This is a genomic window from Pseudomonas sp. Q12-87 (assembly GCF_001269755.1).
GTDB classification, from domain to species: domain Bacteria; phylum Pseudomonadota; class Gammaproteobacteria; order Pseudomonadales; family Pseudomonadaceae; genus Aquipseudomonas; species Aquipseudomonas fluorescens_S.
The window spans coordinates 132,609-157,413 of sequence record NZ_LHVI01000029.1; the positions used below are offsets into that span (position 1 = coordinate 132,609).

Consider the following 24,805-nt stretch of genomic DNA (forward strand, 5'->3'; position numbering starts at 1 on the left):
AAGACTTGTCGCCCGGGCAGCTATTGGCCTCGGACGTACCGCACGGTCAATGTCGAGACAAGGTATTGGCCTCGATGTACGCGAAGTTGATGTCCTCACCCAATCCAGGCCGATCCGACAGGTGCACATAACCGTCGGCATCCATGGGATCGACGATGCTGTTGAGGTGCGCCGGGACGTCTTCATAGTCGAGGAACGGATGCAGCAGGCCGCGCTCGTACCAGCGGCAGTTGCTGATGGCCCCGACCACCGCCAGGTTCGCCGCGCCATTGCCGTGCACTTCGCAGTCCATGCCGAATGATTCGGCCAGGTGCGCCACCTTCAGGCACGGCCCGATGCCACCGACCCCGGCCACGCCGGCGCGCAGGATGTCACAGGACTTCTGCGTCACCCAACTGGCGCGGCTGTGAAACTTGCCGGCGATGCTTTCCGGGCCTAGCACCGGGATGTCCAGGTTGGCGGCCAGCCAGGCATAGGACTCGGCGGAATCTTCCATCATCGGCTCTTCGAACCAGGCGAAATTCAGCTTCTCCAGCGCCTTGCCGATGGTCAACGCATCCATGCGGCTGTACCAGTGATAACCGTCGAGCATCAGCGCGATGTCCGGCCCCACCGCTTCACGCACCGCGGCGCAGGCCTGGATGTCCATTTGCGGATTCGGTGCGAAGGAAATCGGCGGCATCCAGGTGTGCAACTTGATGGCTTTGTAGCCGCGCTGGACCAGCTTCTCGGCGAACTGGCCGTATTCGTCCGGCGTGGACAGGCCGCCGGGCAAATCGTCGCCGCACATCGTCGAACCGTACGCCGGGACCTTGTCGCGATAACCACCAATCAACTTGTGCACCGGCAACTTCAGCTTGCGCCCGGCCAGATCCCACAGCGCTTGCTCCACCAGCGCCAACGCCCGATCGGTGAACTGCCCGGCACTGCCGCGCTGCCAGTGCGCCAGGTCTTGCCAGATGCTCTCGCGATCCATCGGGTCGCGACCGATCAGCACTTTGCGCACGAAGGATTCGATGATGTGCGGGCGAATCAATTCAGGCGGACCAAAGGCATATCCCTCACTGCCGTCATCACAGCCGATTCGCAGCAGGGCCATTTTGATCATGACCTCATCGCCGGGGTGGGCGTGGCCGGCGCTGTCTTGAGCGCGGCGCGAAGGGGTGGAAAAAACTTCGACGTGTACGCCTGTGATTCGCATAGAGAAGTAAACCCTGAGTTGTTTTTATTTGTATGTCGTCATACAACTTTTCGGATTATTCTGATGTTTCGAGTGAGCTGTCAACCCTGAAATTCAACAAAACATGCGATTAAATGGGCTTCACTTGAAAGGAAAGGTCATTTCTGCGTGTGAAATCCACAAATGTCGTCATACCACAAACGCAAAAAGGGTTACCACTTGGCGCAGGAAGGAACGGTGACCAGGAGGCAAACAAATGGAGCTGGGGGCTAGAAAACCCTGTGGGAGCGAGCTTGCTCGCGATAGCGGTATGCCTGGGCCGATGATGTTGAAGGTGCTGCCGTCATCGCGAGCAAGCTCGCTACCACAGGGGCCTATGGCTGGCACAGCGTCTGTGCCAGCCATAGGCACGCAGGGTCAGGTCAGAAGGGGGCAGGAAATCATCCTGGCGATTTAGACGGGGCTCGCCTCGGTAAATTCGAATCTCACCTTGCCCAGGGAGGAGTAGCCCAGGATCGCCCCAGGACTGCCTCACATGTTGATGCAAGGCGTCGACCGCTGTCAGATTCGGGGGTTGCGTCGGCGATTCCAGAGCACGCCCACCACCGCTGCGATAATCAGCACCCCGGCATTACCGAACAACCAGATTGCAAAGTTACGGCTCTGATCCGCATCGCTCTCGTAAAACGGTCCAAAGTAGTTGCCAACCGCTATGAAGACCAGATTGAACGCCCCAACGGCCAGGGCAATGATCAGGAGGACAAACAACGCTCCCTTGATGAAGTTCATATGACCCTCCAAAACCATATGTCTTTGGAGTCATGGAAATCCGAGAACGTACCTTCGATTGAAAAACCCATTTGTATGCGCACGTAGCTCATCCAATCGGTCAGACGCCGACCATTCCATAGGTCGATGTGATCACCACTGCGACCAGCGCTGGTTTCATTTGCACGACGCCAGAAATCCTTGAAAAAAATAACCCCCTGCTGACCTTTCAGGTCTTCTTCGAAGGCTTCGCTTTTGACTTTCTTCATCGGCTGCAAGCCAGGAATCCTGGCGCGGATCAAGGCGCTGGCAAGCTCTTCAGCGGCCAGGATGTGCCCTTCGCTTTTGGCGTGCTGCCAACAATGGCGCACGCTTTTGAGCTGGCTCATGTCGGCACCGGCGCGGCGCAGGGCTACGCCGAGGTTGATCGCACATTGGTCACTGAAGTTTTTGATGCCTTTATCTCTACAGGGTGCGGCGTCACCGTATATCTGCGGATGGCTATTCCATAATTTATCGAATGTAAACATCCTGCTCCCTTCCCTAGGTTCTCGGCTCTGAGGGCGTAGCCTAGCAGATGCCGATCAGCACTCCTGCATCGAACCCCTGCAGTCGACAGTTTTTCCCCTAGACTTGCAGCTGTCCGCTGTACGCCGGGTTTTGAATGGGCCCGTACGATAAAGACGAATAAAAAGGGAAACCCGCAATGCTCAAACCTATATGGAAAACGCTCCTCTGCGCGCTCGCTCTCGTTGCATGCGGCACAGCCATGGCGGCCGAGCCGATCGTCATCAAGTTTTCCCACGTGGTGGGCGAGCAGACGCCCAAGGGCCAGGGCGCGCTGATGTTCAAGAAGCTGGCGGAAGAACGGCTGCCGGGTAGAGTGAAGGTCGAGGTATACCCCAATTCCACGCTGTACGGCGATGACAAGGAGATGGAAGCGTTACTCCTGGGGGATGTGCAGATCATTGCGCGGTCGCTGGCCAAGTTCGATCAGTACACCAAGGCAGTTCAGTTGTTCGATTTGCCGTTTTTGTTTGACGACATCGCCGCGGTGGATCGCTTCCAGCAGAGCCCCGAGGGTCAGAAGCTGCTCAAGTCCATGGAAAGCAAGAACATCACCGGCCTGGCCTATTGGCACAACGGCATGAAGCAGTTGTCGGCCAACAGACCATTGCGCAAGCCCGACGATGCCCGTGGCCTGACCTTTCGCATACAGACTTCCACTGTGCTGCAAGAGCAATTCAAGGCGGTGGACGCCAAGGCGCAGCCGATGATTTTCTCGGTGGTGTTCCAGGGCTTGCGGACTGGCCTGATGAACGGGACGGAAAACCCCTATTCGAATTTTTATGACCAGAAGCTCAACGAAGTGCAGAAGTACGTCACCGAGACCAACCACGGCATACTCGACTACATGCTGATCACCACGTCAGACTTCTGGAACGGCCTGCCGCAGGACATCCGTACCGAGCTGGAAAAGATCGTGGTGGAATCCACCGCCTACGCCAATAACGAAGCACAGCGACTGAATCAACAGGACAAGCAGTTCGTCCTGGATGCCAAGACCACCGAGATCATTGCCCTCACGCCGGAGGAACGCAGCGCGTGGCGCGACAAGATGAAGCCGGTCTGGGCGAAGTTCGAAAAGGACATCGGGCCGGATTTGATCAAGGCGGCCGAGGCTTCCAACACAGCCCAGTGACGTCGCCAGGCTAACACTTTCCTGTGGCAAGGGCGCTTGCTCCCTTGCCACAAAGTGCCCGCCCCCCCATCCCCAGCTGCACAGCACATTGCGCTATGATCCCCGCCTTCCCCTGAACAGAGCTTTTACCCCTGATGCTGTCGCCTGCCCCTGACATCTTCACTGCCCTGCCCCCTGTTCTCGTCGGCCCGCTGTTGCGGCGGCTGGAACCCTCGCGGCTGGTGATGTGGCTAGTAGGTACGCGACCCTTGGCGCTGACGCTGCGGGTGGACGGCGTCGGCGATCTTGAGCTGGATGCGCCGCGTTGCACAGTGGTGCCGGTGGGGCAGCAGGCGTTCGTGCATCTGGTCGATGTGCGCCTCGACACCCCGCTCCCCCGGGACGTGGTGATTGATTATGACCTGCTGGTGGATGGCGAGCCCATTGCCGCATGGGCGCCCCACTTGCTATATGGCGAGGCGCAGCGCCCGAATTTCATACTGCATTCGCGCATCGACCAATTGGTCCACGGTTCCTGCCGCAAGCCCCATCATCCAGCCAACGATGGCCTGCTCTGCGTCGATCGTCTGTTGGCTGGGAACCCGGCGCATCGACCGGCACTGTTGATGATGAGCGGCGACCAGGTCTATGCCGATGATGTCGCCGGGCCGATGTTGCGAGCGATTCACGCGCTGATCGGGCGGCTCGGGTTGTTCGAGGAATGCCTCGACGGTGCCGTGGTGGAAGACAGCGCCAAGCTTTATCAGCACCCGGCCAGTTATTACCATCGCGCCGATTTGTTACCCGCGCTTGAGAGCAACGAAACCCTGCGCGAGCGATTTTTCGGCGGTGCGCGTAAGCCGATTTTCACCAGCAGCAGCGCCGATAATCACTTGGTGACCTTCGCCGAAGTCATGGCGATGTATCTGCTGGTATGGTCGCCGATACCGTGGATGCTGATCGATCCGCAGCCGCCCGAACTCACCGCTGAACGGCGCCAGCGCTACGACTTGGAACAGCAACGCATCGAGGGCTTCAAGGCCGGACTGGGCGGCGTGGCGCGGGTGTTTGCGCACCTGTCGTGCCTGATGATTTTCGACGATCACGACATTACCGATGACTGGAACCTGTCCGCGCAATGGGAGGAAACGGCCTACAGCCATCCATTCTCCAAGCGCATCATCGGCAATGCGTTGATCGCTTATTTGCTCTGCCAGGGCTGGGGCAACAACCCGGATGCCTTTGCCGACGTGATCGAGCAAACCGTGGCGTTGAGTGACACCGCCCGGGATCGCTACCTCGACAGCAGCTCCCAGGACAAACTCATCGGCACCCTGCTGGCTTTCCAGCAATGGCATTACCTGTTGCCGAGCACGCCGGCGCTGGTGGTGCTCGACACCCGCACCCGGCGCTGGCGCAGCGAGAACAATCTCAAGCAACCTTCCGGCCTGTTGGATTGGGAAGCCCTGAGCGAATTGCAGCAAGAACTGCTGGATCATCCTTCGGCAATCATCGTCTCACCGGCGCCGATCTTCGGTGTAAAGCTGATCGAGACCGTGCAGCGGGTGTTCAGCTGGTGCGGTTATCCGCTGCTGGTAGACGCGGAAAACTGGATGGCCCATCGCGGCGCGGCCCAGGTGATCCTGAATATTTTCCGGCACTCGCGCACACCCGGTAACTACGTGGTGCTGTCGGGTGATGTGCATTATTCCTTCGTCTATGAGGTGTTGATCCCACACCGCAAGGGCGGCCCGCGTATCTGGCAGATCACCAGCAGCGGTATCAAGAATGAATTTCCCCCCGCGTTGCTGGAATGGTTCGACCGCCTGAACCGCTGGCTCTATTCCCCGCGCTCGCCCCTGAACTGGTTCACCCAGCGCCGGAGCATGCGCATCGTCCCCCATACCCCAGAACACGCCGAGGCAGGCGAGCGGTTATGGAACAGCGCGGGGATCGGCCAGGTGTTTTTCAATGAACAGGGCCAACCCACGCAGATCTACCAGCACAACGCCAACGGCCAACCGCCGACACGCATGCGGCCACCCAAATCGCCTCCGACCTGAAGCTGTCGATGCTTGCCCATTCCCGAGGGATTGGGACGGGCTTGGCGGATCAGAACGCCAATTGCAGGGTTTGCTGGCCTTCGAGACTGAGCAGGAACTGTTTGGCGGCCAGGCCACCCGCAAAGCCAGTGAGGCTGCCGGAGGTGCCGATGACGCGATGGCAGGGGGCAATGATCGAGATGGGGTTCCGGCCATTGGCCGCGCCGACCGCCCGAACCGCTGTCGGCTGGCCGATCTGGATGGCGATGTCGCGGTAGCTGCGGGTCTGGCCGAAGGGGATGGTCAGCAGCGCCTGCCAGACCCGGACCTGGAAATCAGTGCCGACAAAGTCCAGCGCCAGTTCGAAACGAGTGCGCTGGCCGGCAAAATATTCCATGAGTTGGCGCTCGGTTTCCTTGAGGGTCGGGTGCTCAATATCTTCTTCCAAAGGCCCCAGGCGCACGCGGTTGAGCCGCTCGTTTTCCCACAGGATCGCGGCCAGCTTTGTCTCTCGGGCGACGAGGATCAGTTGGCCTACGGGGGATTGGATGGTTTTGTAGAGGGGTAGCATCGAGTGTTCCTTATCGCGAGCCAACCGCTTTGTGGCGAGGGAGCTTGCTCCCGCTGGGGTGCGAAGCGCCCCCAAAACCGGGCGACGCGGTGTATCAGGCAAACATGTTCGCTGCCTTGGGGTTGCTGCGCAACCCAGCGGGAGCAAGCTCCCTCGCCACGGGCTTGTCTTTGCTTGAACAAACGTCGCTTACCCCAACAACCCCAGCTCCTTCGCCCGTGCAACGGCCTGGGTGCGACGTTCCACACCAAGTTTGCTGTTGATGTGGCTGGCGTGGGTCTTGACGGTGTGCAGCGAGATGAACAACTGCTCGCTGATTTCCTGGTTCGAACAGCCTTGGGCAATCAATTGCAGCACCGCCCGTTCGCGGCTGCTGAGGGTTTCGATGGGGGCCGACGGGTCAGCGGACGGACCCGCCACCGACGGCAAGCGTTCGAGCAGATGCTCACGCAAGGTGCTGGGTGGGGCGGCGAGCAATTGCTCGCGCAGCCATTCACGATGCTCCCCCAACAACCATTCGAAAGGTTGCAGCACGCCACCGGCGGCCGCTTCGAAGGCCTGGGCCAGGGTGCGGCGGGCTTCGGGCTCACGACCAACGCTCAACAGCAGGGCGATTTTCTGGTTGAGCGCCATTACGCAAAGCATCTGCCGGCCGGTTTGCTGCCCATGCTCAAGCAATGCATTGAGCCGTCCCTCGGCGAGCATCGGCTGGCCGCGAATGGTCTCCAGCACCGCCTGCTGCAGTTCGACATGCAGCGGCAACTGAGGATGGAATTCCGGCGGTGCCGCAGCCTGCTCGCCGGTGTAGGTCTGGCCCAACCGCGCCAGCCAGGCCTCAGCCAAGTCAGTTCTGCCCTGGGCAAGCCACAGCTCGCACTTGACCAGGGTAATCATCGCCAGATAGTAGATCGGCGGCACATCCCAGATGTGCATCAGGCGCTCGGCTTCGGCCAGTTCGGCAAAGGCCCGGGCGAATTCGCCACGGTAACCTTCGATACGGGCGATTACGCAGTGGCCGATCAGTACGCTGATGTCACGGCAGGCGCGAGCTTCGGTTAGGCCGGCCTGCAACCGCGCCAAGCCAGCCTGGGGCTGCATACGCAAGGTCAGCAGGAACCCTTCGTACAAAATCAAACGCGCCCGCACCGCATAAAGCCGCTGGGGCGATAATTTGTGCAAACGTTGCAGCCCCTGGTGCACTTCCTCCAGCGCTCGCAGGATTTCGCCCCGCGCCTGCAACACCCGGGCGCGATCGTAATGGGCCAGGGCCTCGAACAGCGGATTACCGACTCGCTGCGCCAGCTCCAGGGAATCACGATTCAGGTTTCTGGCGCGCCACAGATCACCGTCGGCAATTGCCAGGTTCGATAGCGTGGACAGGCACATCAGGCGTTGGCCGTAGCGTTTTTGCGGCAGGCTTTGCAGGGCTTCGCTGCAGTAGCGCACGGTGGCTTCACGGTCCCCGCGGCCACGGGCGACGATCCCGCTCAGGGCCAACCATTGGGCGAGCATGGATTTCTGCGCCGTGGCCGACGGGGCCGGCAAAAAACGACTCAAATGCGCAGCCAGTTCTTCGGCGGCGTCCAATTGGCAGGCCAACCCCAGTGCCCAACTGTAGAGCACGATCAGCCGCGGTGTGCTGATAAGCAGGCTGTCTGGCAAATCCATCTTCCAGCGCAGCAACATGCCGACGTTCTGCTCGGCCAGCAGTTGCTCCTCCGACAGGTTCTGCACCAGGTTCGCCGCCACATCCAGGTGCCCGGCCCGCAGCGCCTGCTCCACGGCTTCGTCGATCAGGCCCTGGGCGTTGAACCAGCGACACGCCCGCAGGTGCAGGGTCGCGGCCGGCACCATGGCCGGCGCAGTGGGACGACTGCGCAGCAAGTCGGAAAACAGGTGGTGATACCGATACCAGTGGCCGTGCTCGTCCAGCGGCACCAGGAACACCTGGTGGGCGGCCAGGTAATGCAGGATTTCAGCGCTGTCATGGGCTTCGCGCACGGCGTCGCATAATTCGCTGCAAAAGCGATCCTGGGGCGCGGTGTCGTAGAGAAAGGCCTGCACTTCGGCGGGCAGGCAGTCGATGACTTCCTCGAGCAGGTAGTCGCGAATCAGCCCTTCCCCACCATGCAGGGCCTGGGGCAGCAAGCCTTCAGGGCCTGCTTCGGACGCCGCCAGCAACCAGAAGCGCAGCCCCGCCACCCAGCCTTCGCTGCGCTGGATGAGGCTTTCCAGAGCTTCTCCACGCAAGGAGCTGCTGTGATGCTGCAGCAACGTCAAGGCCTCGTCGTGGGTCAGGCGCAGGTCCTGTTCGTTGAGTTCGAGCAATTGGCGCGACAGGCGCAGGCGCGCCAGGTGCCAGTCCGGGCGCTGGCGGCTAGTCACCAGCACCAACAAACCATCTGGCAAGTGAGTAAGGAAAAATTGCAGGCAGCGATCCAGCACCGCGCTCTGGGCCAGATGGTAATCGTCGAGCACCAGCAGCAAGGGATCGCGGGGCGATAAATGGGTAGACAGTTCATCCAGCAGGCCGTCGAGCCATTCTTCGAAGGCAAAGGGTTGATGGCGTTGACGCATCTTCAGCAACCCCAACGCCCGGCCGCCCAACTGTGGAAAAAACGCCTGGAGCCCTTCGAGCAGCCGCTCCAGGAAACGCCCCGGATCGTTGTCCCGGGCGCTGAGCCCCAGCCAGAGACTGCGCCAATGGGCCGGCAGGCCTTGGCAAAACTCCACCGCCAAGGAGCTTTTACCGAACCCCGCCGGGGCACTCACCAACAGCAATCGCCCCCCGAGCCCGGCGCTCAGACGCTCGCACAACCGCGGCCGCACCACATGGCCGTCGGGCAAGGGCGGGCGGTAGAAACGCCCGTCCTGGACCGCGATGGCCGCGCGGGCGGAATCCGGAAGTGAAGACAAATCAGTCATGGCCGGCTCTTGTTGAGATGCGAATGGCGGCGTTGCAGATGTCCGCAGACTAGCGGTAAACGAGGAGGTATTGAAGGGAGTGCTACAAATGGCTACAAAAAGACTACATGGCGATTGCCCTTGAAGGTGCCGGGTTTGTATTTAAATCTTTCTCCAAAAAAAAGCCCCGAACCAGTCGGGGCGTTGTTTCGAGGATGCGGCCTCGGATGCAGCGGTTTAGCGGATGCCGTCCTGGCGCAGTGCGTTGGGTGTGAAGTCGGCGGTGGTGGCGGTGAAGCCGAAGTCGTAGGCCGATTTCTCTTCGTTCTTCATGCCCAGTGCCAGGTAGCGGCCGGACTGCAGGTCGTAGAGGGTTTCCAGGGCGTACCACGGCACTTGCTTGTCGTAGTAGTTCTCGGCATGGGCCTCGGCCACGCGCCACAGTTGGCCACGACCGTCGTAATGGTCGATGACCGCCGCTTGCCAGGTGTCTTCGTCGATGAAGAAGTCACGCTTGGCGTAGATGTGGCGCTGGCCTTCCTTCAGGGTCGCGGTCACGTGCCAGACCCGGCGCAACTCGTAGCGCGTCAGGTCCTGGTTGATATGACCGGCCTTGAGGATGTCGGCGTACTTGAGTTGCGGCGAATCGATCTTGTAGCTGTTGGCGGCGATGTACAGTTCTTTCTTGCCTTCCAGCTTCCAGTCGTAGCGGTCCGGCGCACCGTTGTACATGTCCAGGTTGTCGGAAGTCCGCAGGCCGTCGGCGGCAGTGCCCGGGCCGTCGTAGGACACCTGCGGTGCACGGCGCACGCGGCGCTGACCGGCGTTGTAGACCCAGGCCGAACGGGGCTCCTTCACTTGGTCGAGGGTTTCGTGCACCAGCAGCACGCCACCGGCCAGGCGTGCCGGCGCGGTCACTTGCTGCTTGAAGTAGAACAGGATGTTGCCAGGGTTGGCTGGATCGAAATCTTTCATCTTGTCGCGGAACACGAACTGGTCGCGGAAATACACCAGGCTGTAGGAGCCGTTGGGTTGCGGCGTGGCCTGGGTGACCAGGCGCGTCACGCTGCCACCGCGATAACGGGTGATGTGGTTCCAGATCACTTCCACACCACTTTGGGGAATCGGGAACGGCACGGCCGTCTCGAAGTTCTCCAGGCCGTTACCGCCAGACACCAGCTTGGTGTTGACCGCATTCTTTTTGATGGAGGCGTACACCTCATCCGGCACCGTGGCGCCGCGATGGGTCGGGTAGACCGGCATCTTGAAGGTTTCTGGATAACGCTTGAACATCGCGTACTGGCCCGGTGCGAGCTTGTTCTTGTACTGCTCGACGTTCTGCGCGGTGATGATGAACAGCGGCTTTTCGCTGGCGTACGGGTCGGAGAGGAAACCCTTGCTGTCCACTGAACCGGCGTTCTTGGCCATGGGTTTCCAGGCCGAGATCGAGCCATCGGCGTTACCGGCCATCTCGGCGCCCATCGGCGTCAGGCTCTTGCCCAGTTTGTCGGCCTCGGCGGCAGGCACTGCCGCCATGACGCTGGCGGCCAGCAGGGACAGCCCGAGAACACCGACCTGCAATAGACTTTTTGTTATTTTCATAGTGTGTCGTCCTGAAATACGGTGCTTAGAAGGTCACGCCGACGCTAAGCGCCAGGAAGTCGCGATCGTCTACGGTGCTGAAGTCGCCACCAAAGAAGTTGGTGTAGGCCAGACTGGCGTTGTAGGTGTTCTGGTACTCGGCATCCAGCCCGAGGCTGACGGCTTTGCGGCCTTCCTCGAAGTTGCCGCCAGGGCCTGGCGAGTAGCCTTTGACGTCATGGGACCAAGCCACGTTGGGCTTGAGGTTCACCCCGGCGAAGACGTCCGGGTATTCCCAAATGGCGCGTGCGCGGTAGCCCCATGAGGTGGCGGTGGTGAAGCCGTCGTTGTTGCAGTTGCTGTTCACGTCGTTGATGGTCTGGCCGCCCCCCGCCGCAGTGGAGGTGTTGAGCGAGTTGCAGAAACCGTTAGGCAATTCGCCCGGCCCGAATACCGGATCACGGCCGTAGCGAGCGTCGGATTTGCTTTCCAGGCCACCAACATGGGTGACCCCGATTTCACCGACCAGGGTCAGGCGGCTGGCGCCCATGACTTGATCAAGAAAATGCGTGAAGGTGGTCTGGAATTGGGTGATCTCTTTACGGCGATAACCGTGCAGATCCTGGCCTGGTGTGCCCTGGAGCACCGATGCATTGCCAAACCCGGGAAGCGGCGTCACACCGGCGAAAAGAATGTCGGTGGTGCTCAGTTGCACCGGCGCATTCGGACGATAGCTGAGCTCGCCGCTCCAGGCCGTACCGGTAGGCAGCGTCGTGGAGAAGCTGAGGCCATACAGGCGGATATCTTCTGGGTACTCGACGAAGTAATTGGAATTACCCGCCACGATCAGAGGGCGCAGCGCTGCAATGGGCCCGGCGGTGTAGAACTGCTGGGCAGCACCCTGGGCGCTGAAGATCGGCGCACGGCTGTGGTAATTCATGAAGTAGGCACCGAACTCGGTGTCCAGCGGCTCGAACATGTACTTCAACGAGGCGCCCCATTGGCCGCTGTCGCGGGCATCGCGGTCCGGGCCACGACGCACCAGCACGCCTTCTTCGTTGATGTTGACGCCTTGGCCTTCCAATAGCGGAAGTACGACACCCGGAAGCGGAATGCTCGAGCGTTTGTTCAGCACTCGCAAGTTGTCGTTACAACCATCGGCGATCACGTCCGGCTGGGAGAAGAACGTGCCGCAGTTGTCGACCACGGTCTGGTCCCACTCCAACTGGTAGAACGCCTCGGCCGACAGGTTGTCGGTCAGGCTCTGGGACACGTAGAACATGTTGACCGGGATCAGGCCTTCCTTGATCTCGGCACCGGGACGGCGGAATGCCGACACGTCGACCGGGTTGATGGAGTTGATGCCGCCCTGGATGAAGGTACTTTCACCCCAACTGACCACCTGCTTGCCCAGGCGGACCGAACCCGGCTGATCGGCAATGGCGTAATTGTGGTAGACGAACGCATCGAGAATCTGCCCGCCGGAGGACTTGGCGCCTTCCTTGCGGTTGTTGTCGCTAATGTCCTTGTACAGACGGTTCTCGTCCTTGAGTTCAAAGTCGTACCAGTACTTGCCGCGCACGAACACACCGGTATCGCCGTACTTCAGCTCCAGGTCATGGATGCCCTTGAAGATCTTCGAGAAGGTTTCCCCGCGCTTGAAGTTCAGGTGGCCGTCATCGGACGTCTGCGACAGGCCCTTGCCGCCGTTGTTGACACCGATCAGGTCCCGGTTGGGCTTGGCCGTGGACCAGCTCGCGCCGACCGACAGCGACGAGTCGAACTGGCCTTCGATTTCACCGATGTTGAAACTGACACCGAATGCTGGCCCGGCGAGCGAAGAGGCGAGACTGACCGCCAGAGGCAGTTTTGCCCGGCGCCAGAACGTGGTTGCTGAGGTCATCGACGCTACTCCATGTGCTTTATTGTTATGGCAGTGGACATTCCAGGAACACCCCGACGGCTGGGAACGGCAGCGTCCCGACATCCGTCGAAGTCGCATCGCTCTTTCGTGCGTGCGCCCCGTTCCTGAAAATCCGTGAGCGGACTATAGCCAGCAGGTAGTACGGCTTGATCCCTCTAAAGTGTGATTTGCAGCCCTCAACCACTCTGGGACAGTCCTTTCGCCAGGCCGACTGGTGTCGGCACGGCAAGGATGGCTGAAATTTGCGGTTTGACAAGCCAAGCGCTTGCTTGGTGGGGGTGCCGTGCCCTTTCGGGCACGGAAAAACGCCCTAAAGCGTGGAGAGGAAGGTGCTGTTGTTGCTCTGCCATTCGGTGATGTCGACGCGGATGCGCTTCTTGTCGAGCTTGCCGACGCTGGTCTTGGGAATTTCCGTAACAAGGGCGATCTGGCTCGGGATCGCCCACTTGCTCAGGTGCCCCAGCTCGACGAACGGCTTGAGGTGTTCCTTGAGTTCACGAGCCCCGATCTGATGCCCTTCGCGAATCACCAGCAAGGCAAACGGCCGCTCGCCCCACTGCGGATCGGGGATGCCGACCACTGCTACTTCGCGTACCGCCACGTGACGGCTGATGAGGTCTTCCAGGTCCAGGGACGAGATCCATTCGCCGCCGGTCTTGATCACGTCCTTGATGCGGTCGCGGATGTCGATGACGCCCATGCTGTCGAGCGTGGCAACGTCTCCGGTGTGCAGCCAGCCGCCGGCCCAGAGTTCGGCGCCCTTCTGCGGTTCGTTGAAATAACCCTCGGTGAGCCATGGCGCGCGCAGCACCAGTTCGCCCTGGGTCTCGCCGTCGGCGGGCAGGAACCGTCCCTCGGTGTCGACGATCGCCGCCTCCACCAGCGGCCCCGGCACGCCGGCCTTGATCCGGTAGGTGGTGCGCTCGTCTTCGCTGCCGGCCATCAATTCGTCGTTGAGGTGGGCGCAGGACACCAGCGGACCGGTTTCCGACATGCCGTAGGCAGCGGTGAGCTGAATGCCCTTGGCCTTGGCCGTCTCATACAGGCTGCGATTCAGAGCACTGCCGCCGATGACGATTTTCCAGCCACCGAAATCGGTGTCCTGGGCGCCCTTGGCATTGAGGAGCATCTGCAGGATGGTCGGCACGCAATGGGAGAAGGTGACCTTTTCCTTGCGCCACAGCTGCACCAGGAACTCCGGATCGTAGCGGCCGGGGTAAACCTGCTTGAGCCCGAGCATGGTCGCCACGTACGGCAAGCCCCAGGCGTGGACATGAAACATCGGTGTGATGGGCATGTACACGTCGTTGGTGCCCAGCAGCCGCACGCTGTCGATGGACCCCATGATGGTCGCCACGCCCATGGTGTGCAGCACCAACTGACGATGGGTGAAGTACACACCCTTGGGATTGCCCGTGGTGCCTGTGGTGTAGAAGGTGGTGGCGACGGAGTTTTCGTCGAAATCCTGGAAGTCGTAGGTGGGGCTGGCCGCGGCCAGCAACTGTTCGTATTCGCCCACGAGATTGGGCAGGTCGGCGGTTTTTTCCGGCAAGTCGGTCAGCAGCAGGGTCTTCTCCACCGTGGTCAGGTGCCCGGCAAGCGCCTGGTACAAACCGACGAATTCGCCGTTGACCAGCACGAAGCGGTCCTCGGCGTGGTTCATGGTGTAGAGGATCTGCTCCGGCGACAGGCGCACGTTGATGGTGTGGATCACCGCGCCGATCATCGGAATCGCGAACATGCATTCCAGGTAACGATGGCTGTCCCAGTCCATCACCGCCACGGTATCGCCAGCCTTGACCCCGGCCTCGGTCAACACGTTGGCCAATCGCGCCACCCGTTCGATCAGCGTTGGATAGCTGTAGCGCAACTGGTCACGATAGATGATCTCGCGGGTTTTCTCGTAACGCGTGCCGGACATCAGCAGGCGCTTGATCAGCAGCGGGTATTGATAAGCGCCTTCGGCTGGAGGAATAACGCGAGTCTGCAACATAAGTGTCCCTTTTCTGACTGCACGGTCTTGGCTGGAAGTAAGCACTCTAGAGCGCTTATACACGGATCAAATCAGCCAAAGGAATGATTTGATTCACCACGCAAATACTAGCCTTGAGCCATCCAGGCAGCAGATTCGGCAAACATGCCATCACCAGACTTGTCAGATCGCGATCCAACGGCGAGCATAGGTACCACTCTTGTTACAAGGCCTGTAGGGACGTGCCCTGACAGGTTTCCACAATGCCGCCGCCCTTGGCAGAGAATTAATGAGCGCCGAATTGACCTTTTCCCAGGCCACAGCACCCCAGGTTGCGCCGCTGGTGTCGATCGTGGCCCCTTGCTACAACGCCGAGAGATACCTGGAAGAAGCGATCCACAGCCTCTTCGCCCAGGACTACCCGAACGTTGAAGTGATCGTGGTCGACGATGGCTCCACCGACAACAGCCTCGCCCTGCTCCGGCAGTTGCAGCAGACCTACGATTTCCAGCTCTATTGCCAGGAGAACCAGGGTGTCAGTGCAGCACTCAACCACGGGTTGACGTATGCCAAGGGCACTTACGTATCGACGCCGGACCTCGACGACGTGATGTTGCCCCATTCGATCCGGGTCCGAGCCCAATACCTGGACGAGCATCCGCAAGTCGGCTGTGTCGGCGCGCTGGTCATTTACATGGACAGTGAAGGCCGCACCATCAAGGAACAACAGCGCGATCACATCCGGGTCCATACCTTCGATGAGCTGTTGCGCGATGCTACGGTAATCGGCGCGCCCGCCGCGCTGTACCGCATGAGCGCACTGCAGGACGCCAACTTTTACGATCCGCTGCTGCGGGTCCAGGACTTCCAGATCACCCTGCGGATCGCTCACCGTGGTTATGAGATTCATGAATTGCCGATCCGCGTCACGCGGTATCGACGCCACCCCAACAACTTGTCGCGAAAGTACCGCTTGATGCTCGAGGCGGACCTGCAGGCCATCGAGCCCTATCAGGACCACCCGGCCTACGAGTCGGCGCGCACGGTGCTGGTGCATAAAGCGCTGAAATACGCCGTGGTCGAAGACCGGAAGGAAGCCTGGCAGTTATTGCGCAGCATTCCATGGCGCTACTTGAACAAAACCAGTTTCAAGCGTTTCAGGCGGCTGGTCTTGCGACGTCCCAAGGCGAGACCTCGGCCATGAAGTTCTTGCAAAAACTCAAGGAACGCAACGTACGCAAGCACCTCAAGCGCCTGGAAAAACTGGAGAGAGCACCGGAAAAAATCCGCCTGCGATATCCGAAATACCAGGTCGGCGTAGGCACTTATGGCGTGCCCGAGGTGATGGAGTTCGGCGACGACACGATCCTCAAGGTCGGGTCTTATACGTCGATTGCCCAAGGGGTGAAGATCCTTCTGGGCGGCGGACATCGCACCGACTGGGTCAGCACGTTCCCGTTCCCGCTGATGATCGATGAAGCCCGCGCCATTCCCGGCTGCAGCCCAACCAAGGGCGACGTGGTGATTGGCAGCGATTGCTGGATCTGCGCTGAAGCGATGATCCTGTCCGGCGTGACCATCGGCCATGGGGCCGTGATCGCGGCGGGGGCGGTGGTGACACAGGACGTCGAGCCTTACGCCATTGTGGGCGGCAACCCGTGCCGGTTCATCCGCTGGCGCTTCGAGGAACCGGTACGTCAGGCCCTGCTTCAGTCGGCCTGGTGGGAGTGGCCGATGGAAGAAATCAAGGCGGTGTCACCGCTGCTGTGCAGCGACAACATCGACGCCTTCCTGGATTACGTCCATCGACGTCCTTGATCCTTCGATGTTCCGTGAAAACGATCGATACGATCAGTGCATTTCGGTAAAGGCCAGCTTCACGCCAATGGCGACGAGCACCGCGCCCATGGTCCGGTCGAACCAGTGGCCCATCCGGGCGAAACCGGCGCGCACCCGCTGCTGGCTGAACAGCATCGCCACCAGGCAGAACCAGACCGCCGTCGCGACTGCCAGGTACACGCCGTAGCCGGCCTGGACCGCCAGGGGCGTATGCGGATTGATCACCACGGTGAACAGCGACAGGAAAAACAGCGTCGCCTTGGGGTTCAGGCCATTGGTGACGAAGCCCGAGGTGAACGCGCCGCGGGCGGTACGTTCACCCACTTCCTTGTGCAGGTTTTCGTCGGTCGGCTTGGCCGGCTGCGCCCGCAGCGCCTTGAAGCCGATGTACAGCAGGTACGCCGCGGCGGCCCATTTGAGCGCGTTGAACAGCACGATCGATTGCGACACGATCAGGCCTATACCCAGCAGCGAGTACCCCACGTGAAGGAAAATCGCCGTGCCAACGCCCAATGCCGTCCAGGTCCCGGCGCGGCGGCCATGGGTCACGCTTTCACGCACCACCACGGCAAAATCCGGCCCGGGGCTGGCAACGGCCAACAAGTGGATCAGGGCGACGGTGAGAAATTCGGCGAGGTACATGGGAGCTCCTTGAGGTTAGGCCTTGTTAAGTGACGACCGTGGCAAGGGGGCTTGCTCCCGCTCGATTGCGCAGCGATCGCCTGCCGTTGATTGGACCTGCCGCGCAGGCCAATGGGAGCAAGCTCCCTCGCCACGGATGTCGGCGCCACGGCCATGGTTCATCTGATAGGCTCGCCACATTACGCCTTCGGTTCTTCACATAAAAGGTACAGCTGATGACGAACAACGCCCGCGCAGTTTTCCTCGACCACCCTTCCCTGGACCTCGGCGACCTGGACCTGGGCCCGCTGCGCGATTGCTTCGAAGAACTGCAGCTGTTCGCCCGGACCACGCCGGAGCAAGTGACCGAGCGGCTCAAGGGCGCTACCGTCGCGATCACCAACAAAATCGTGATCGATGCCGCCGCCATGGCCGCCAACCCGGAGCTCAAGCTGATCCTGATCAGCGCCACCGGCACCAACAATGTCGATCTGGCGGCCGCCCGCAGCCACGGCATCACGGTGTGCAATTGCCAGGGCTACGGCACGCCATCGGTGGCCCAGCATACGATCATGCTCTTGCTGAACCTGGCGACGCGCCTGGCCGATTACCAAAAAGCGGTGGGTGAAGGTCGCTGGCAGCAAGCTACACAGTTCTGCCTGCTGGATTACCCGATTATCGAGCTGCAAGGCAAGACCTTGGGATTGCTGGGCCATGGTGAGCTGGGCAGCGCCGTCGCACGGCTGGCCGAAGCCTTTGGCATGCGCGTGCTGCTGGGGCTAATCCCGGGGCGCCCTGCCCGGCCCGATCGTTTGCCGCTGGAGCAACTGCTGGGGCAAGTCGATGCGCTGACGCTGCACTGCCCGCTCAACGAACACACCCGAGGGTTCATCGGCGCTCGGGAACTGGCGCTGCTCAAACCTGGCGTTTTGGTAGTCAACACCGCCCGCGGAGGCCTGATCGACGAACAGGCATTGGCCGAGTCGTTGCGCAGTGGCCACCTGGGCGGCGCCGCCACCGACGTGCTCAGCGTGGAACCGCCGACCCAGGGCAACCCGCTGCTGGCCGGCGACATCCCTCGGCTGATCGTCACGCCACACAACGCTTGGGGCAGCCGTGAGGCGCGGCAGCGAATCGTCGGCCAGATGTCCGAAAATGCCCGGGGCTTTTTCAGCGGAACACCACAGCGGGTCGTCAGTTGATAAACTGCCGCACTTTTTTTCAAGGAGCAGACCATGGATCCGCGCAGTGAAGTACTGCTTCGTCAGGCCGATTTATTCCAGGGCTCGGTGTTGCTGGCCGGCCTGCCCGCCGATGATCTGCTTGGCCGCTTGCCCGATGCCCATGGCTGGTGCTGGCACGCCGGCGATCAGGCCGCGCTGGAGGCCCGCTTTCCCGAACGCAGCCACTTTGGCGTGAACGTACCCGAGCGGGGGTTCGACACCGCCGTGGTGTTCCTGCCCAAGGCCAAGGACCTCACCGATTACATCCTCAATGCCGTGGCGGCGCGCCTGGGCGGGCGCGAGGTGTATCTGGTGGGGGAAAAACGCAGCGGTATCGAGGGCGCGTCGAAACAGCTCAACCCGTTCGGCAAACCGCGCAAGCTCGACAGCGCGCGGCATTGCCAGCTCTGGCAAGTCACCGTCGCCAATGCCCCCGAGGCCAAGCCCCTGGAAAGCCTGGCCCAGACCTACGAGCTGCCCCTGGCCGAAGGCGCGCTGAAAGTCATCAGCCTGCCAGGTGTGTTCAGCCATGGGCGCCTGGATCGTGGCAGCGCGCTGTTGCTCGACCATTTGGACAAGCTGCCCAGCGGCCATTTGCTCGATTTCGGTTGCGGTGCCGGTGTGCTGGGGGCGGCGGTTAAGCGTCGCTATCCGCACAACACCGTCACGCTGCTGGACGTGGACGCGTTTGCCGCCGCCAGCAGTCGCCTGACCCTGGCTGCCAACGGGCTGGAAGCCGAGGTGCTGACCGGTGACGGAATCGATGCTGCACCGATGGGCTTGAGTGCGATTTTGAGCAATCCGCCTTTCCATGTCGGCGTGCATACCGACTACCACGCCACGGAAAATCTGCTGCGAAAAGCAGCGAAACATCTGAAAAACGGTGGCGAACTGCGGCTGGTCGCAAACAGTTTCCTCAAGTACCAGCCGCTGATCGAAGAGCACCTGGGCGTGTGCGCCATCAAGGCCGAAGGCCAGGGTTTCCGCATCTACCGGGCCAAGCGTGGCTGAAACCTTTTTTAAGAAACAGCACTTGCCCAATCGGATTTGCCTAGGCAGAATCCGCTCCGTCCTAGGGGAGTAGTCTCCCGCGAGCGCCAGGCTCGCCCGGCATACGTCAACATACTTGGTCAGCAGACCATGGCGTATGCGGCCCAAGCGTCCACGCAGATGGTCGCTGGGTTTGACAAGACCTATGACACGCACACCTTACCCGGGGCGGGAAGGCTGTACGTGTCATAGCCGTGTCGACCCGCCCCTTTAGGAATCACCTGATGCTGGACTCTCTCCTCGTACCTACCGCTATCGTTGCGCTGGCCGAAATCGGCGACAAGACGCAATTACTCGCGCTCATTCTTGCGGCTCGCTTCCGCAAGCCCTGGCCGATCATCGCCGGCATCGTTGCCGCGACACTGGCCAACCATGCGGCAGCCGGGGCAGTCGGAGCCTGGGTCGGCAGTATTTTCTCGGATGCGGTCCTGCACTGGATCCTGGCAGCGAGCTTCGCGGCCACGGCGCTGTGGACCCTGGTCCCGGACAAGCTGGACGACGAAGAAGCCAACACCGCCCGCAAGTTCGGGCCATTCCTGACCACCCTGATTGCCTTTTTCCTGGCGGAAATCGGCGACAAGACGCAGATCGCCACGGTGATGCTCGCGGCGCAATACCCTGAGCTGTGGCTGGTGATCATCGGCACCACCGTGGGCATGCTGATTGCCAACGTGCCGGTGGTGTTGGCGGGCAACTTCGCCGCCGAGAAACTACCCCTGACCTTGATCCGCCGCCTGGCCGCCTCGGCGTTTTTCGTCTTGGCGATTGTTGCGGTGTACAAGGCGATGCAGAGCAGTGGGTGGGTTTGATCAGATTGATGCAGGCTCTTGTGGCGCGGGAGCTTGCTCCCGCTGGTTGCGAAGCAGCCCTAAGCTTTTGCGGCCGCTGCGCGACCGAGCGGGAGCAAGCTCCCTCGCCACAGAGAAACAGCCTTGACGCTTACTTTTTGGCCTGCTGATAAAGCGGCATCACCTTCGGAATCGCCGCCTGTAACGAGGCGATCCGGCTGCTGGACGAAGGGTGGGTGCTCATGAATTCCGGCGGCGCCCCTTCGGAGGCCTTGGCCATCTTGTTCCACAAGGTGATCGCGGCGTTCGGGTCGTAGCCGGCGCGGGCAGCCAGTTCGAGGCCGATCAGGTCGGCTTCGTTCTCGTTTTCGCGGCTGTTGGGCAGGGTCATGCCGTAGTTGGCGACGGTGTCGGCCAACGCCAGGCTGTCCTGGCCCAGCCCGAACAAGGCGCCGGCGCCCTGCTTGGCCATCTCGATACCATAAGCCTTGGACATTGCTTCACGCCCATGCTCGCGCAGGGCGTGGGCGATTTCATGGCCCAGGATCGCGGCGATTTCGGCATCGGTGAGCTTGAGCTTGTCCATCAGCCCGGTATAGAAAATGATCTTGCCGCCAGGACCACAGTTGGCGTTGAGCTCGTCACTCTTGATCAGGTTCACTTCCCACTGCCACTGCGCCGAATCCGGACGGAATATCGGGGCCTGGGCAATCAGCCGGTCGGAAATGGTCTGGATGCGCTTGGCGTCGCTGCTGGTCTTGTCCAACACGCCCTGGCTGCCCGCCTCGCCCACGGTCTTCTGATAAGACTGGGCATACATCTGGTTGACCTCGGCAGTCGACAGCATGCTGAACATGTACTGCTTACGCTCCACGCCCACGGCTCCGCCGCTGGTGGTGTTGACCGACTGGCAACCGGTAAGCAATAACGCCGCGCTCAGAGCGCTCACCATCAATGTCTTGTTCATGTAGAAGCTCCCTGGAAACGTGGGCGTATCCTAGGCGTTGATTTGTATCGGCGCCAGATACAACAACGAGGGGCCAAGCGTTTTTTTCAGACCAGGCCCACCCAGTCCATTTGCGACACCCACGAAGCCAAAACAGTCAGCCGACGAACAGTGCCTCATGCCGGGGTGTGAAAACGCCGATACACGCTCAAGACGTCATCTTCGCGTCCGGAGCCTTTATGAAATTCAAATCGATCCAGTCTTCCGTAGCCGCCCTGGCCGGTGCCATCGTGCTCAGCGTGGTCGGCGCCCTTGTGCTGTATGCGCTGTTCGCCGGGGCCCGCACCCAGGACATGGTGCAACAGCGGACCACGGCGCAGTTCGAGCAACTCATCGAACAGCGTCTCAGTGCCTTGGCCCGCACCCAGGCCAGCCTGATCCAACGGGAACTGGAAGCCCCGTTGCTGCTCGCCCGTGGCCTGGCTACCAGCAATGCCATGATGGGCATGAACGGCGCGGATGGCAGCCCACAATTGAAGATCCCCCGGGAACAGCTGATCAGCCTGCTGCGCGAGAACGTGGTGCGCAATCCGAAAATCCTCGGTGCCTACATCGCCTGGGAACCCAACGCCATCGATCACGACGACGCCAATTATGTGAACAGCCAGGTGTTGGGCATGGAGACCAACGGGCGTTTCCTGCCATGGTGGTTCCGCAATCAGGACGGTACGCTGGGCCTGGAAAAACTCGCCGACGTGACCGACCAGAAACTGCTCTCCACCGGCATCCGCGCCAGCGAGTACTACCTGTGCTCCCAAGACAGCAAGAAAGCCTGCGTGATCGACCCGGCGCCCTACCGCGTCGGCGACACCATGACCATGCTCGCCTCGTTCATCGAACCCATCCTGATCGACGGCAAGTTCCAAGGCATTGTCGGGGCCGACCTGTCGGTGAACTTCATCCAGGACATGCTCGTTGCCGCGGACGGCAAGCTGTACAACGGCGCCGGCGAGATGGCGTTGCTTTCCAGCAACAATCGACTCGTAGCCTTTACCAAGGACCCGAGCAAACTCGGCGAGAAAGCCAGTGACCTGCTTGATGCCAGTGAACTGGATAACCTGGCCAAGCTTGCCGTCGGCGACATTCGCTACGACATCGACGAGGAGCATGGCCACATCGAGGTGTACATGCCGTTCGGCATCGGCGAAACCAACGCCCGCTGGACCTTGATGCTGCAGTTGCCGCTGAACGCGGTCATGGCCGATTTGCAGACCTTGCAAAAAGACCTGGATGAGCAGCGCGAGACCGACATTTTCGGCATGGCCATGGTCGGCCTGGCGATAGCCGGTATCGGTCTGCTGGTGATCTGGCTGGTGGGCCACGGCATTGCCCGGCCACTCAAGCAAATGGTGGCGATGCTCGACGATATCGCCCAGGGCGAAGGCGATCTGACCCGTCGCCTGGTTAGCGACCGCGCCGATGAACTGGGCGCGATTGCCCGGGGCTTCAATACCTTCCTGAGCAAGTTGCAGGGGATGATTACCCAGGTCGTGACCTCGGTGCAGAGCGTCAGCGATTCGTCGGAGCACACCGCCGACATCGCGATCCGCACCAACCAGGGCGTGCATAAACAAATGTCGGAAATCGATCAGGTCGCCACCGCCGTGCACGAAATGACGGCCACCGCCCAGGACGTGGCGCGCAACGCGACCCAGGCCGCCCAAGCCGCCAGCCATGCAGACCAGGCTGCCAGCCAGGGCATGCAGATTGTGCGAGACACTTCCACGTCCATTGGTGCCCTGGCCGTGGAAATCGGCAAGGCCGTGGGCGTGGTACAGACCCTGGCCAAGGACAGCGAGAACATCAACGCGATTCTCACCGCCATTCGCGGAATCGCCGAACAGACCAATTTGCTGGCCCTCAACGCGGCCATCGAAGCGGCCCGGGCCGGCGAGCAAGGCCGTGGTTTCGCGGTGGTCGCCGATGAAGTGCGCAACCTGGCGCAGAAGACGCAACAGGCCACGGAAGAAATCCAGTCGATGATCCAGCAATTGCAACAGGGCACCCGGGATGTGGTGCGGGTCATGGAAGACAGCCAACATCGCACCGATGAAAGCGTGCAGCATGCGGCGAAAGCGGCCCAGGCCCTGGAAACCATCACCCAGGCGGTGTCGGTGATCAACGACATGAACACCCAGATCGCCAGCGCCGCCGAGGAGCAAAGCGCCGTGGCCGATGACATCAACCGTAACGTGATCAACATCGGGCAAGTGGCAAACGAAGTGGCCAGCGGAGCCGATGAATCCAGCGCAGCCAGCGCCGGCCTGACCAAACTGGCAGAGCAGCAGCGGCGGTTGATCAATCAGTTCAGGGTCTGATCCAAAGGCCTCATCGCGAGCAAGCTCCCTCCCATAAGGGACTTATGGTGGACACAATATCTGTGAAACGCCCGCAGCCCCTGTGGGAGCGGGCTTGCTCGGGAAGGGGCCGGCACTGGCGCCACAACACTCAAGCAGGGGTCAGGCACTCCGGCCCATTGAGTTTCGGATCGTTGACCATGTTGGCCAGCACCCGCTCACGCAATTGCGCCGGCTCGCTGGCCAGCAATCCTTGCAGTGCATGCAGCGGCGTCTCGGGGTCGAGCCACAGGCGCTGGCCCTCTTCGTCAAGGATCAACGGCCGGCGCTGACCCGCCGCCGGCTGGGTGATGACCGCCGTGCTCAGCCACACCTGCTCCTGGACCGGATACGCCTCCCAGATAGCGGCGAAGAACACTGACGAGCCCTCCCCCGGCGTCAGCCAATACGGCCGCTTGCGGGTGCCGCCGCGCCATTCGTAGAAGCCGTTGGCCGGCAGCAGGCAGCGACGCAGCCGCAGGGCTTCACGGAACATCGGCTGTTCGGCCACGGTTTCGGCCCGGGCATGGGCCGGGGTGCGGGACAGGTCGGTCAGCCACGGTGGCGTCAGCCCCCAGCGCGCGCGCGCCAGTTCACGCTGTCCCTCGGCACCGGCTCGCAACATCAGCACCGAATCGTTGGGCGAAATATTCCATTGGGCCTTCTGGTCGGCGGGAAAGCCGGGCAAGGCCGCGAAGGTCGGATTCCAGCGAAACAGGGCGTAACGTCCACACATGCGCAACACAACTCTTGATCAAACGGCCGCCAGCCTAGCAGACCAGCGTCCCGGGGTAACTGTCCGGCTCATCGCCAGGCAACGGCATCGCCGCATTGTACGCAGCGATCAACTCACGGGCGTATTGCGCCTGGTCGTCCTCCACTGCCAGTCCCAGCAAGCCCTGCATGGGCAACTCCCCTGCGCCACCCAGCAGATCCCGGCCCATCAAGTGCGCCGTGATGCCTTCGCTGGCGAGCATGCCTTGCAACAACTCGCCTTCCATCAGGTTTTCCAGCTCGTAGATTCGCTGCATGGGCGCCCCGTCATTCGTTTTCGCTGAAGACCTCAAGATGCCATTCCTCATCATGGACCTGCAGGACAAAGGTGATTGGCTTGCAACACACCTGACAATCCTCGATATAAGTCTGGTCGCCGCCGGACAGATCGACGCAAGTCTCCACTTCCTCACCACAATACGGACAATCATAAAGAGCAGTTTCCAGCATCGCGGTCTCCCAGGTGACTTGTGCGTATAATCGCCGGTCTATTTGCAGGGCTATTTTTGTCTGGCTTACTTTTCAGGCCGTGCCCCGTCGTTTTT

21 protein-coding genes, 1 pseudogene and 1 riboswitch are annotated in these 24,805 nt (G+C 61.1%); of the genes and pseudogenes, 9 read left to right on the plus strand and 13 right to left on the minus strand.

Translation table 11 applies throughout. The features are described 5' to 3' along the window. Positions 1-46 precede the first annotated feature (46 nt). From AD663_RS22375 to AD663_RS22390, 3 genes are all read right to left on the minus strand, one after another. A complete protein-coding gene (locus AD663_RS22375; RefSeq protein WP_003185265.1) occupies positions 47-1,201 on the minus strand; it encodes a mandelate racemase family protein in 1,155 nt (384 codons plus the stop codon). Positions 1,202-1,741: 540 nt separating this feature from the next. Then, positions 1,742-1,969, minus strand: a complete 228-nt coding sequence (locus AD663_RS22385) for a membrane protein (protein ID WP_003185268.1) — start codon at positions 1,967-1,969, stop codon at positions 1,742-1,744. Continuing rightward, a complete protein-coding gene (locus tag AD663_RS22390) occupies positions 1,966-2,478 on the minus strand; it encodes a type VI secretion system amidase effector protein Tae4 (protein ID WP_003185270.1) in 513 nt (170 codons plus the stop codon). The genes AD663_RS22385 and AD663_RS22390 overlap by 4 nt, the downstream gene beginning before the upstream one ends. A gap of 176 nt (positions 2,479-2,654) precedes the next feature. On the opposite strand from AD663_RS22390, the gene AD663_RS22395 reads away from it, so the two are divergent. Next, a complete protein-coding gene (locus tag AD663_RS22395; RefSeq protein ID WP_003185272.1) occupies positions 2,655-3,650 on the plus strand; it encodes a TRAP transporter substrate-binding protein in 996 nt (331 codons plus the stop codon). Between the two features lie 134 nt (positions 3,651-3,784). Further along, positions 3,785-5,692: an alkaline phosphatase D family protein gene (locus tag AD663_RS22400; protein WP_003185274.1), complete on the plus strand. Its 1,908-nt coding sequence runs from the start codon at positions 3,785-3,787 to the stop codon at positions 5,690-5,692. A gap of 49 nt (positions 5,693-5,741) precedes the next feature. On the opposite strand, the gene AD663_RS22405 is transcribed toward AD663_RS22400, so the two are convergent. The 5 genes from AD663_RS22405 to AD663_RS22425 all read right to left on the minus strand — a co-directional run bounded on the left by AD663_RS22405 (position 5,742) and on the right by AD663_RS22425 (position 14,644). Beyond that, positions 5,742-6,242: a methylated-DNA--[protein]-cysteine S-methyltransferase gene (locus tag AD663_RS22405; RefSeq protein ID WP_053214554.1), complete on the minus strand. Its 501-nt coding sequence runs from the start codon at positions 6,240-6,242 to the stop codon at positions 5,742-5,744. 189 nt (positions 6,243-6,431) lie between these two features. Next, complete coding sequence (locus tag AD663_RS22410) at positions 6,432-9,167, minus strand: LuxR C-terminal-related transcriptional regulator (protein WP_053214555.1); 2,736 nt, start codon at positions 9,165-9,167, stop codon at positions 6,432-6,434. Positions 9,168-9,383: 216 nt separating this feature from the next. Continuing rightward, positions 9,384-10,748, minus strand: a complete 1,365-nt coding sequence (locus AD663_RS22415) for a DUF1329 domain-containing protein (protein WP_003185280.1) — start codon at positions 10,746-10,748, stop codon at positions 9,384-9,386. A gap of 25 nt (positions 10,749-10,773) precedes the next feature. Beyond that, positions 10,774-12,630: a DUF1302 domain-containing protein gene (locus tag AD663_RS22420; RefSeq protein ID WP_053214556.1), complete on the minus strand. Its 1,857-nt coding sequence runs from the start codon at positions 12,628-12,630 to the stop codon at positions 10,774-10,776. Positions 12,631-12,961: 331 nt separating this feature from the next. Then, complete coding sequence (locus tag AD663_RS22425; RefSeq protein ID WP_053214557.1) at positions 12,962-14,644, minus strand: fatty acid--CoA ligase; 1,683 nt, start codon at positions 14,642-14,644, stop codon at positions 12,962-12,964. A 268-nt stretch (positions 14,645-14,912) separates the two neighbouring features. On the opposite strand from AD663_RS22425, the gene AD663_RS22430 reads away from it, so the two are divergent. Together AD663_RS22430 and AD663_RS22435 are read left to right on the plus strand one after the other, a co-directional pair. Then, a complete protein-coding gene (locus tag AD663_RS22430; RefSeq protein ID WP_003185285.1) occupies positions 14,913-15,827 on the plus strand; it encodes a glycosyltransferase family 2 protein in 915 nt (304 codons plus the stop codon). After that, positions 15,824-16,441, plus strand: coding sequence for a CatB-related O-acetyltransferase (locus AD663_RS22435; RefSeq protein ID WP_003185287.1), 618 nt, complete (start codon positions 15,824-15,826; stop codon positions 16,439-16,441). Before AD663_RS22430 ends, AD663_RS22435 begins: the two co-directional genes overlap by 4 nt. Positions 16,442-16,474: 33 nt before the next feature. On the opposite strand, the gene AD663_RS22440 is transcribed toward AD663_RS22435, so the two are convergent. Next, a complete protein-coding gene (locus tag AD663_RS22440; protein WP_003185289.1) occupies positions 16,475-17,104 on the minus strand; it encodes a LysE family translocator in 630 nt (209 codons plus the stop codon). A gap of 215 nt (positions 17,105-17,319) precedes the next feature. On the opposite strand from AD663_RS22440, the gene AD663_RS22445 reads away from it, so the two are divergent. The 3 genes from AD663_RS22445 to AD663_RS22455 all read left to right on the plus strand — a co-directional run bounded on the left by AD663_RS22445 (position 17,320) and on the right by AD663_RS22455 (position 20,165). Next, positions 17,320-18,285: a 2-hydroxyacid dehydrogenase gene (locus AD663_RS22445; protein WP_053214558.1), complete on the plus strand. Its 966-nt coding sequence runs from the start codon at positions 17,320-17,322 to the stop codon at positions 18,283-18,285. 33 nt (positions 18,286-18,318) lie between these two features. Then, positions 18,319-19,317, plus strand: coding sequence for a class I SAM-dependent methyltransferase (locus AD663_RS22450; protein ID WP_003185293.1), 999 nt, complete (start codon positions 18,319-18,321; stop codon positions 19,315-19,317). Between the two features lie 52 nt (positions 19,318-19,369). Next, a riboswitch (yybP-ykoY riboswitch) is annotated at positions 19,370-19,490 on the plus strand. Positions 19,491-19,580: 90 nt separating this feature from the next. Continuing rightward, positions 19,581-20,165, plus strand: coding sequence for a TMEM165/GDT1 family protein (locus tag AD663_RS22455; RefSeq protein WP_003185295.1), 585 nt, complete (start codon positions 19,581-19,583; stop codon positions 20,163-20,165). 130 nt (positions 20,166-20,295) lie between these two features. Here AD663_RS22455 and AD663_RS22460 read toward each other — a convergent pair whose 3' ends face one another. Then, positions 20,296-21,111, minus strand: a complete 816-nt coding sequence (locus tag AD663_RS22460; RefSeq protein WP_003185297.1) for a M48 family metallopeptidase — start codon at positions 21,109-21,111, stop codon at positions 20,296-20,298. 1,304 nt (positions 21,112-22,415) lie between these two features. On the opposite strand from AD663_RS22460, the pseudogene AD663_RS29675 reads away from it, so the two are divergent. Both AD663_RS29675 and AD663_RS29680 read left to right on the plus strand, forming a co-directional pair. After that, positions 22,416-22,610, plus strand: a pseudogene (locus tag AD663_RS29675) (HAMP domain-containing protein); the annotation flags it as partial. Positions 22,611-22,724: 114 nt separating this feature from the next. Continuing rightward, entirely contained in the window at positions 22,725-23,468 is a 744-nt protein-coding gene (locus AD663_RS29680) for a methyl-accepting chemotaxis protein (protein WP_371261230.1), read from the plus strand. A gap of 130 nt (positions 23,469-23,598) precedes the next feature. On the opposite strand, the gene AD663_RS22470 is transcribed toward AD663_RS29680, so the two are convergent. Genes AD663_RS22470 through AD663_RS28660 form a run of 3 tightly spaced genes read right to left on the minus strand, consistent with a single transcriptional unit; the run spans position 23,599 to position 24,710 of the window. After that, positions 23,599-24,222, minus strand: coding sequence for an SOS response-associated peptidase (locus AD663_RS22470; protein ID WP_003185301.1), 624 nt, complete (start codon positions 24,220-24,222; stop codon positions 23,599-23,601). A 34-nt stretch (positions 24,223-24,256) separates the two neighbouring features. Next, positions 24,257-24,517, minus strand: a complete 261-nt coding sequence (locus tag AD663_RS22475; RefSeq protein WP_003185303.1) for a putative signal transducing protein — start codon at positions 24,515-24,517, stop codon at positions 24,257-24,259. 10 nt (positions 24,518-24,527) lie between these two features. Beyond that, positions 24,528-24,710, minus strand: coding sequence for a CPXCG motif-containing cysteine-rich protein (locus AD663_RS28660; protein ID WP_003185305.1), 183 nt, complete (start codon positions 24,708-24,710; stop codon positions 24,528-24,530). Positions 24,711-24,805 lie beyond the last annotated feature (95 nt).

What these genes read in the sequence shown, in the direction of transcription:
- AD663_RS22410 (WP_053214555.1), bottom strand. Translation starts at nt 9,167, where the DNA reads ATGACTGATTTGTCTTCACTTCCGGATTCCGCCCGCGCGGCCATCGCG.
- AD663_RS22400 (WP_003185274.1), top strand. Translation starts at nt 3,785, where the DNA reads ATGCTGTCGCCTGCCCCTGACATCTTCACTGCCCTGCCCCCTGTTCTC.
- AD663_RS22450 (WP_003185293.1), top strand. Translation starts at nt 18,319, where the DNA reads ATGGATCCGCGCAGTGAAGTACTGCTTCGTCAGGCCGATTTATTCCAG.
- AD663_RS22440 (WP_003185289.1), bottom strand. Translation starts at nt 17,104, where the DNA reads ATGTACCTCGCCGAATTTCTCACCGTCGCCCTGATCCACTTGTTGGCC.
- AD663_RS22385 (WP_003185268.1), bottom strand. Translation starts at nt 1,969, where the DNA reads ATGAACTTCATCAAGGGAGCGTTGTTTGTCCTCCTGATCATTGCCCTG.
- AD663_RS22390 (WP_003185270.1), bottom strand. Translation starts at nt 2,478, where the DNA reads ATGTTTACATTCGATAAATTATGGAATAGCCATCCGCAGATATACGGT.
- AD663_RS22475 (WP_003185303.1), bottom strand. Translation starts at nt 24,517, where the DNA reads ATGCAGCGAATCTACGAGCTGGAAAACCTGATGGAAGGCGAGTTGTTG.
- AD663_RS22435 (WP_003185287.1), top strand. Translation starts at nt 15,824, where the DNA reads ATGAAGTTCTTGCAAAAACTCAAGGAACGCAACGTACGCAAGCACCTC.
- AD663_RS28660 (WP_003185305.1), bottom strand. Translation starts at nt 24,710, where the DNA reads ATGCTGGAAACTGCTCTTTATGATTGTCCGTATTGTGGTGAGGAAGTG.
- AD663_RS22425 (WP_053214557.1), bottom strand. Translation starts at nt 14,644, where the DNA reads ATGTTGCAGACTCGCGTTATTCCTCCAGCCGAAGGCGCTTATCAATAC.
- AD663_RS22455 (WP_003185295.1), top strand. Translation starts at nt 19,581, where the DNA reads ATGCTGGACTCTCTCCTCGTACCTACCGCTATCGTTGCGCTGGCCGAA.
- AD663_RS29680 (WP_371261230.1), top strand. Translation starts at nt 22,725, where the DNA reads ATGTCGGAAATCGATCAGGTCGCCACCGCCGTGCACGAAATGACGGCC.
- AD663_RS22460 (WP_003185297.1), bottom strand. Translation starts at nt 21,111, where the DNA reads ATGAACAAGACATTGATGGTGAGCGCTCTGAGCGCGGCGTTATTGCTT.
- AD663_RS22470 (WP_003185301.1), bottom strand. Translation starts at nt 24,222, where the DNA reads ATGTGTGGACGTTACGCCCTGTTTCGCTGGAATCCGACCTTCGCGGCC.
- AD663_RS22375 (WP_003185265.1), bottom strand. Translation starts at nt 1,201, where the DNA reads ATGCGAATCACAGGCGTACACGTCGAAGTTTTTTCCACCCCTTCGCGC.
- AD663_RS22395 (WP_003185272.1), top strand. Translation starts at nt 2,655, where the DNA reads ATGCTCAAACCTATATGGAAAACGCTCCTCTGCGCGCTCGCTCTCGTT.
- AD663_RS22430 (WP_003185285.1), top strand. Translation starts at nt 14,913, where the DNA reads ATGAGCGCCGAATTGACCTTTTCCCAGGCCACAGCACCCCAGGTTGCG.
- AD663_RS22405 (WP_053214554.1), bottom strand. Translation starts at nt 6,242, where the DNA reads ATGCTACCCCTCTACAAAACCATCCAATCCCCCGTAGGCCAACTGATC.
- AD663_RS22445 (WP_053214558.1), top strand. Translation starts at nt 17,320, where the DNA reads ATGACGAACAACGCCCGCGCAGTTTTCCTCGACCACCCTTCCCTGGAC.
- AD663_RS22420 (WP_053214556.1), bottom strand. Translation starts at nt 12,630, where the DNA reads ATGACCTCAGCAACCACGTTCTGGCGCCGGGCAAAACTGCCTCTGGCG.
- AD663_RS22415 (WP_003185280.1), bottom strand. Translation starts at nt 10,748, where the DNA reads ATGAAAATAACAAAAAGTCTATTGCAGGTCGGTGTTCTCGGGCTGTCC.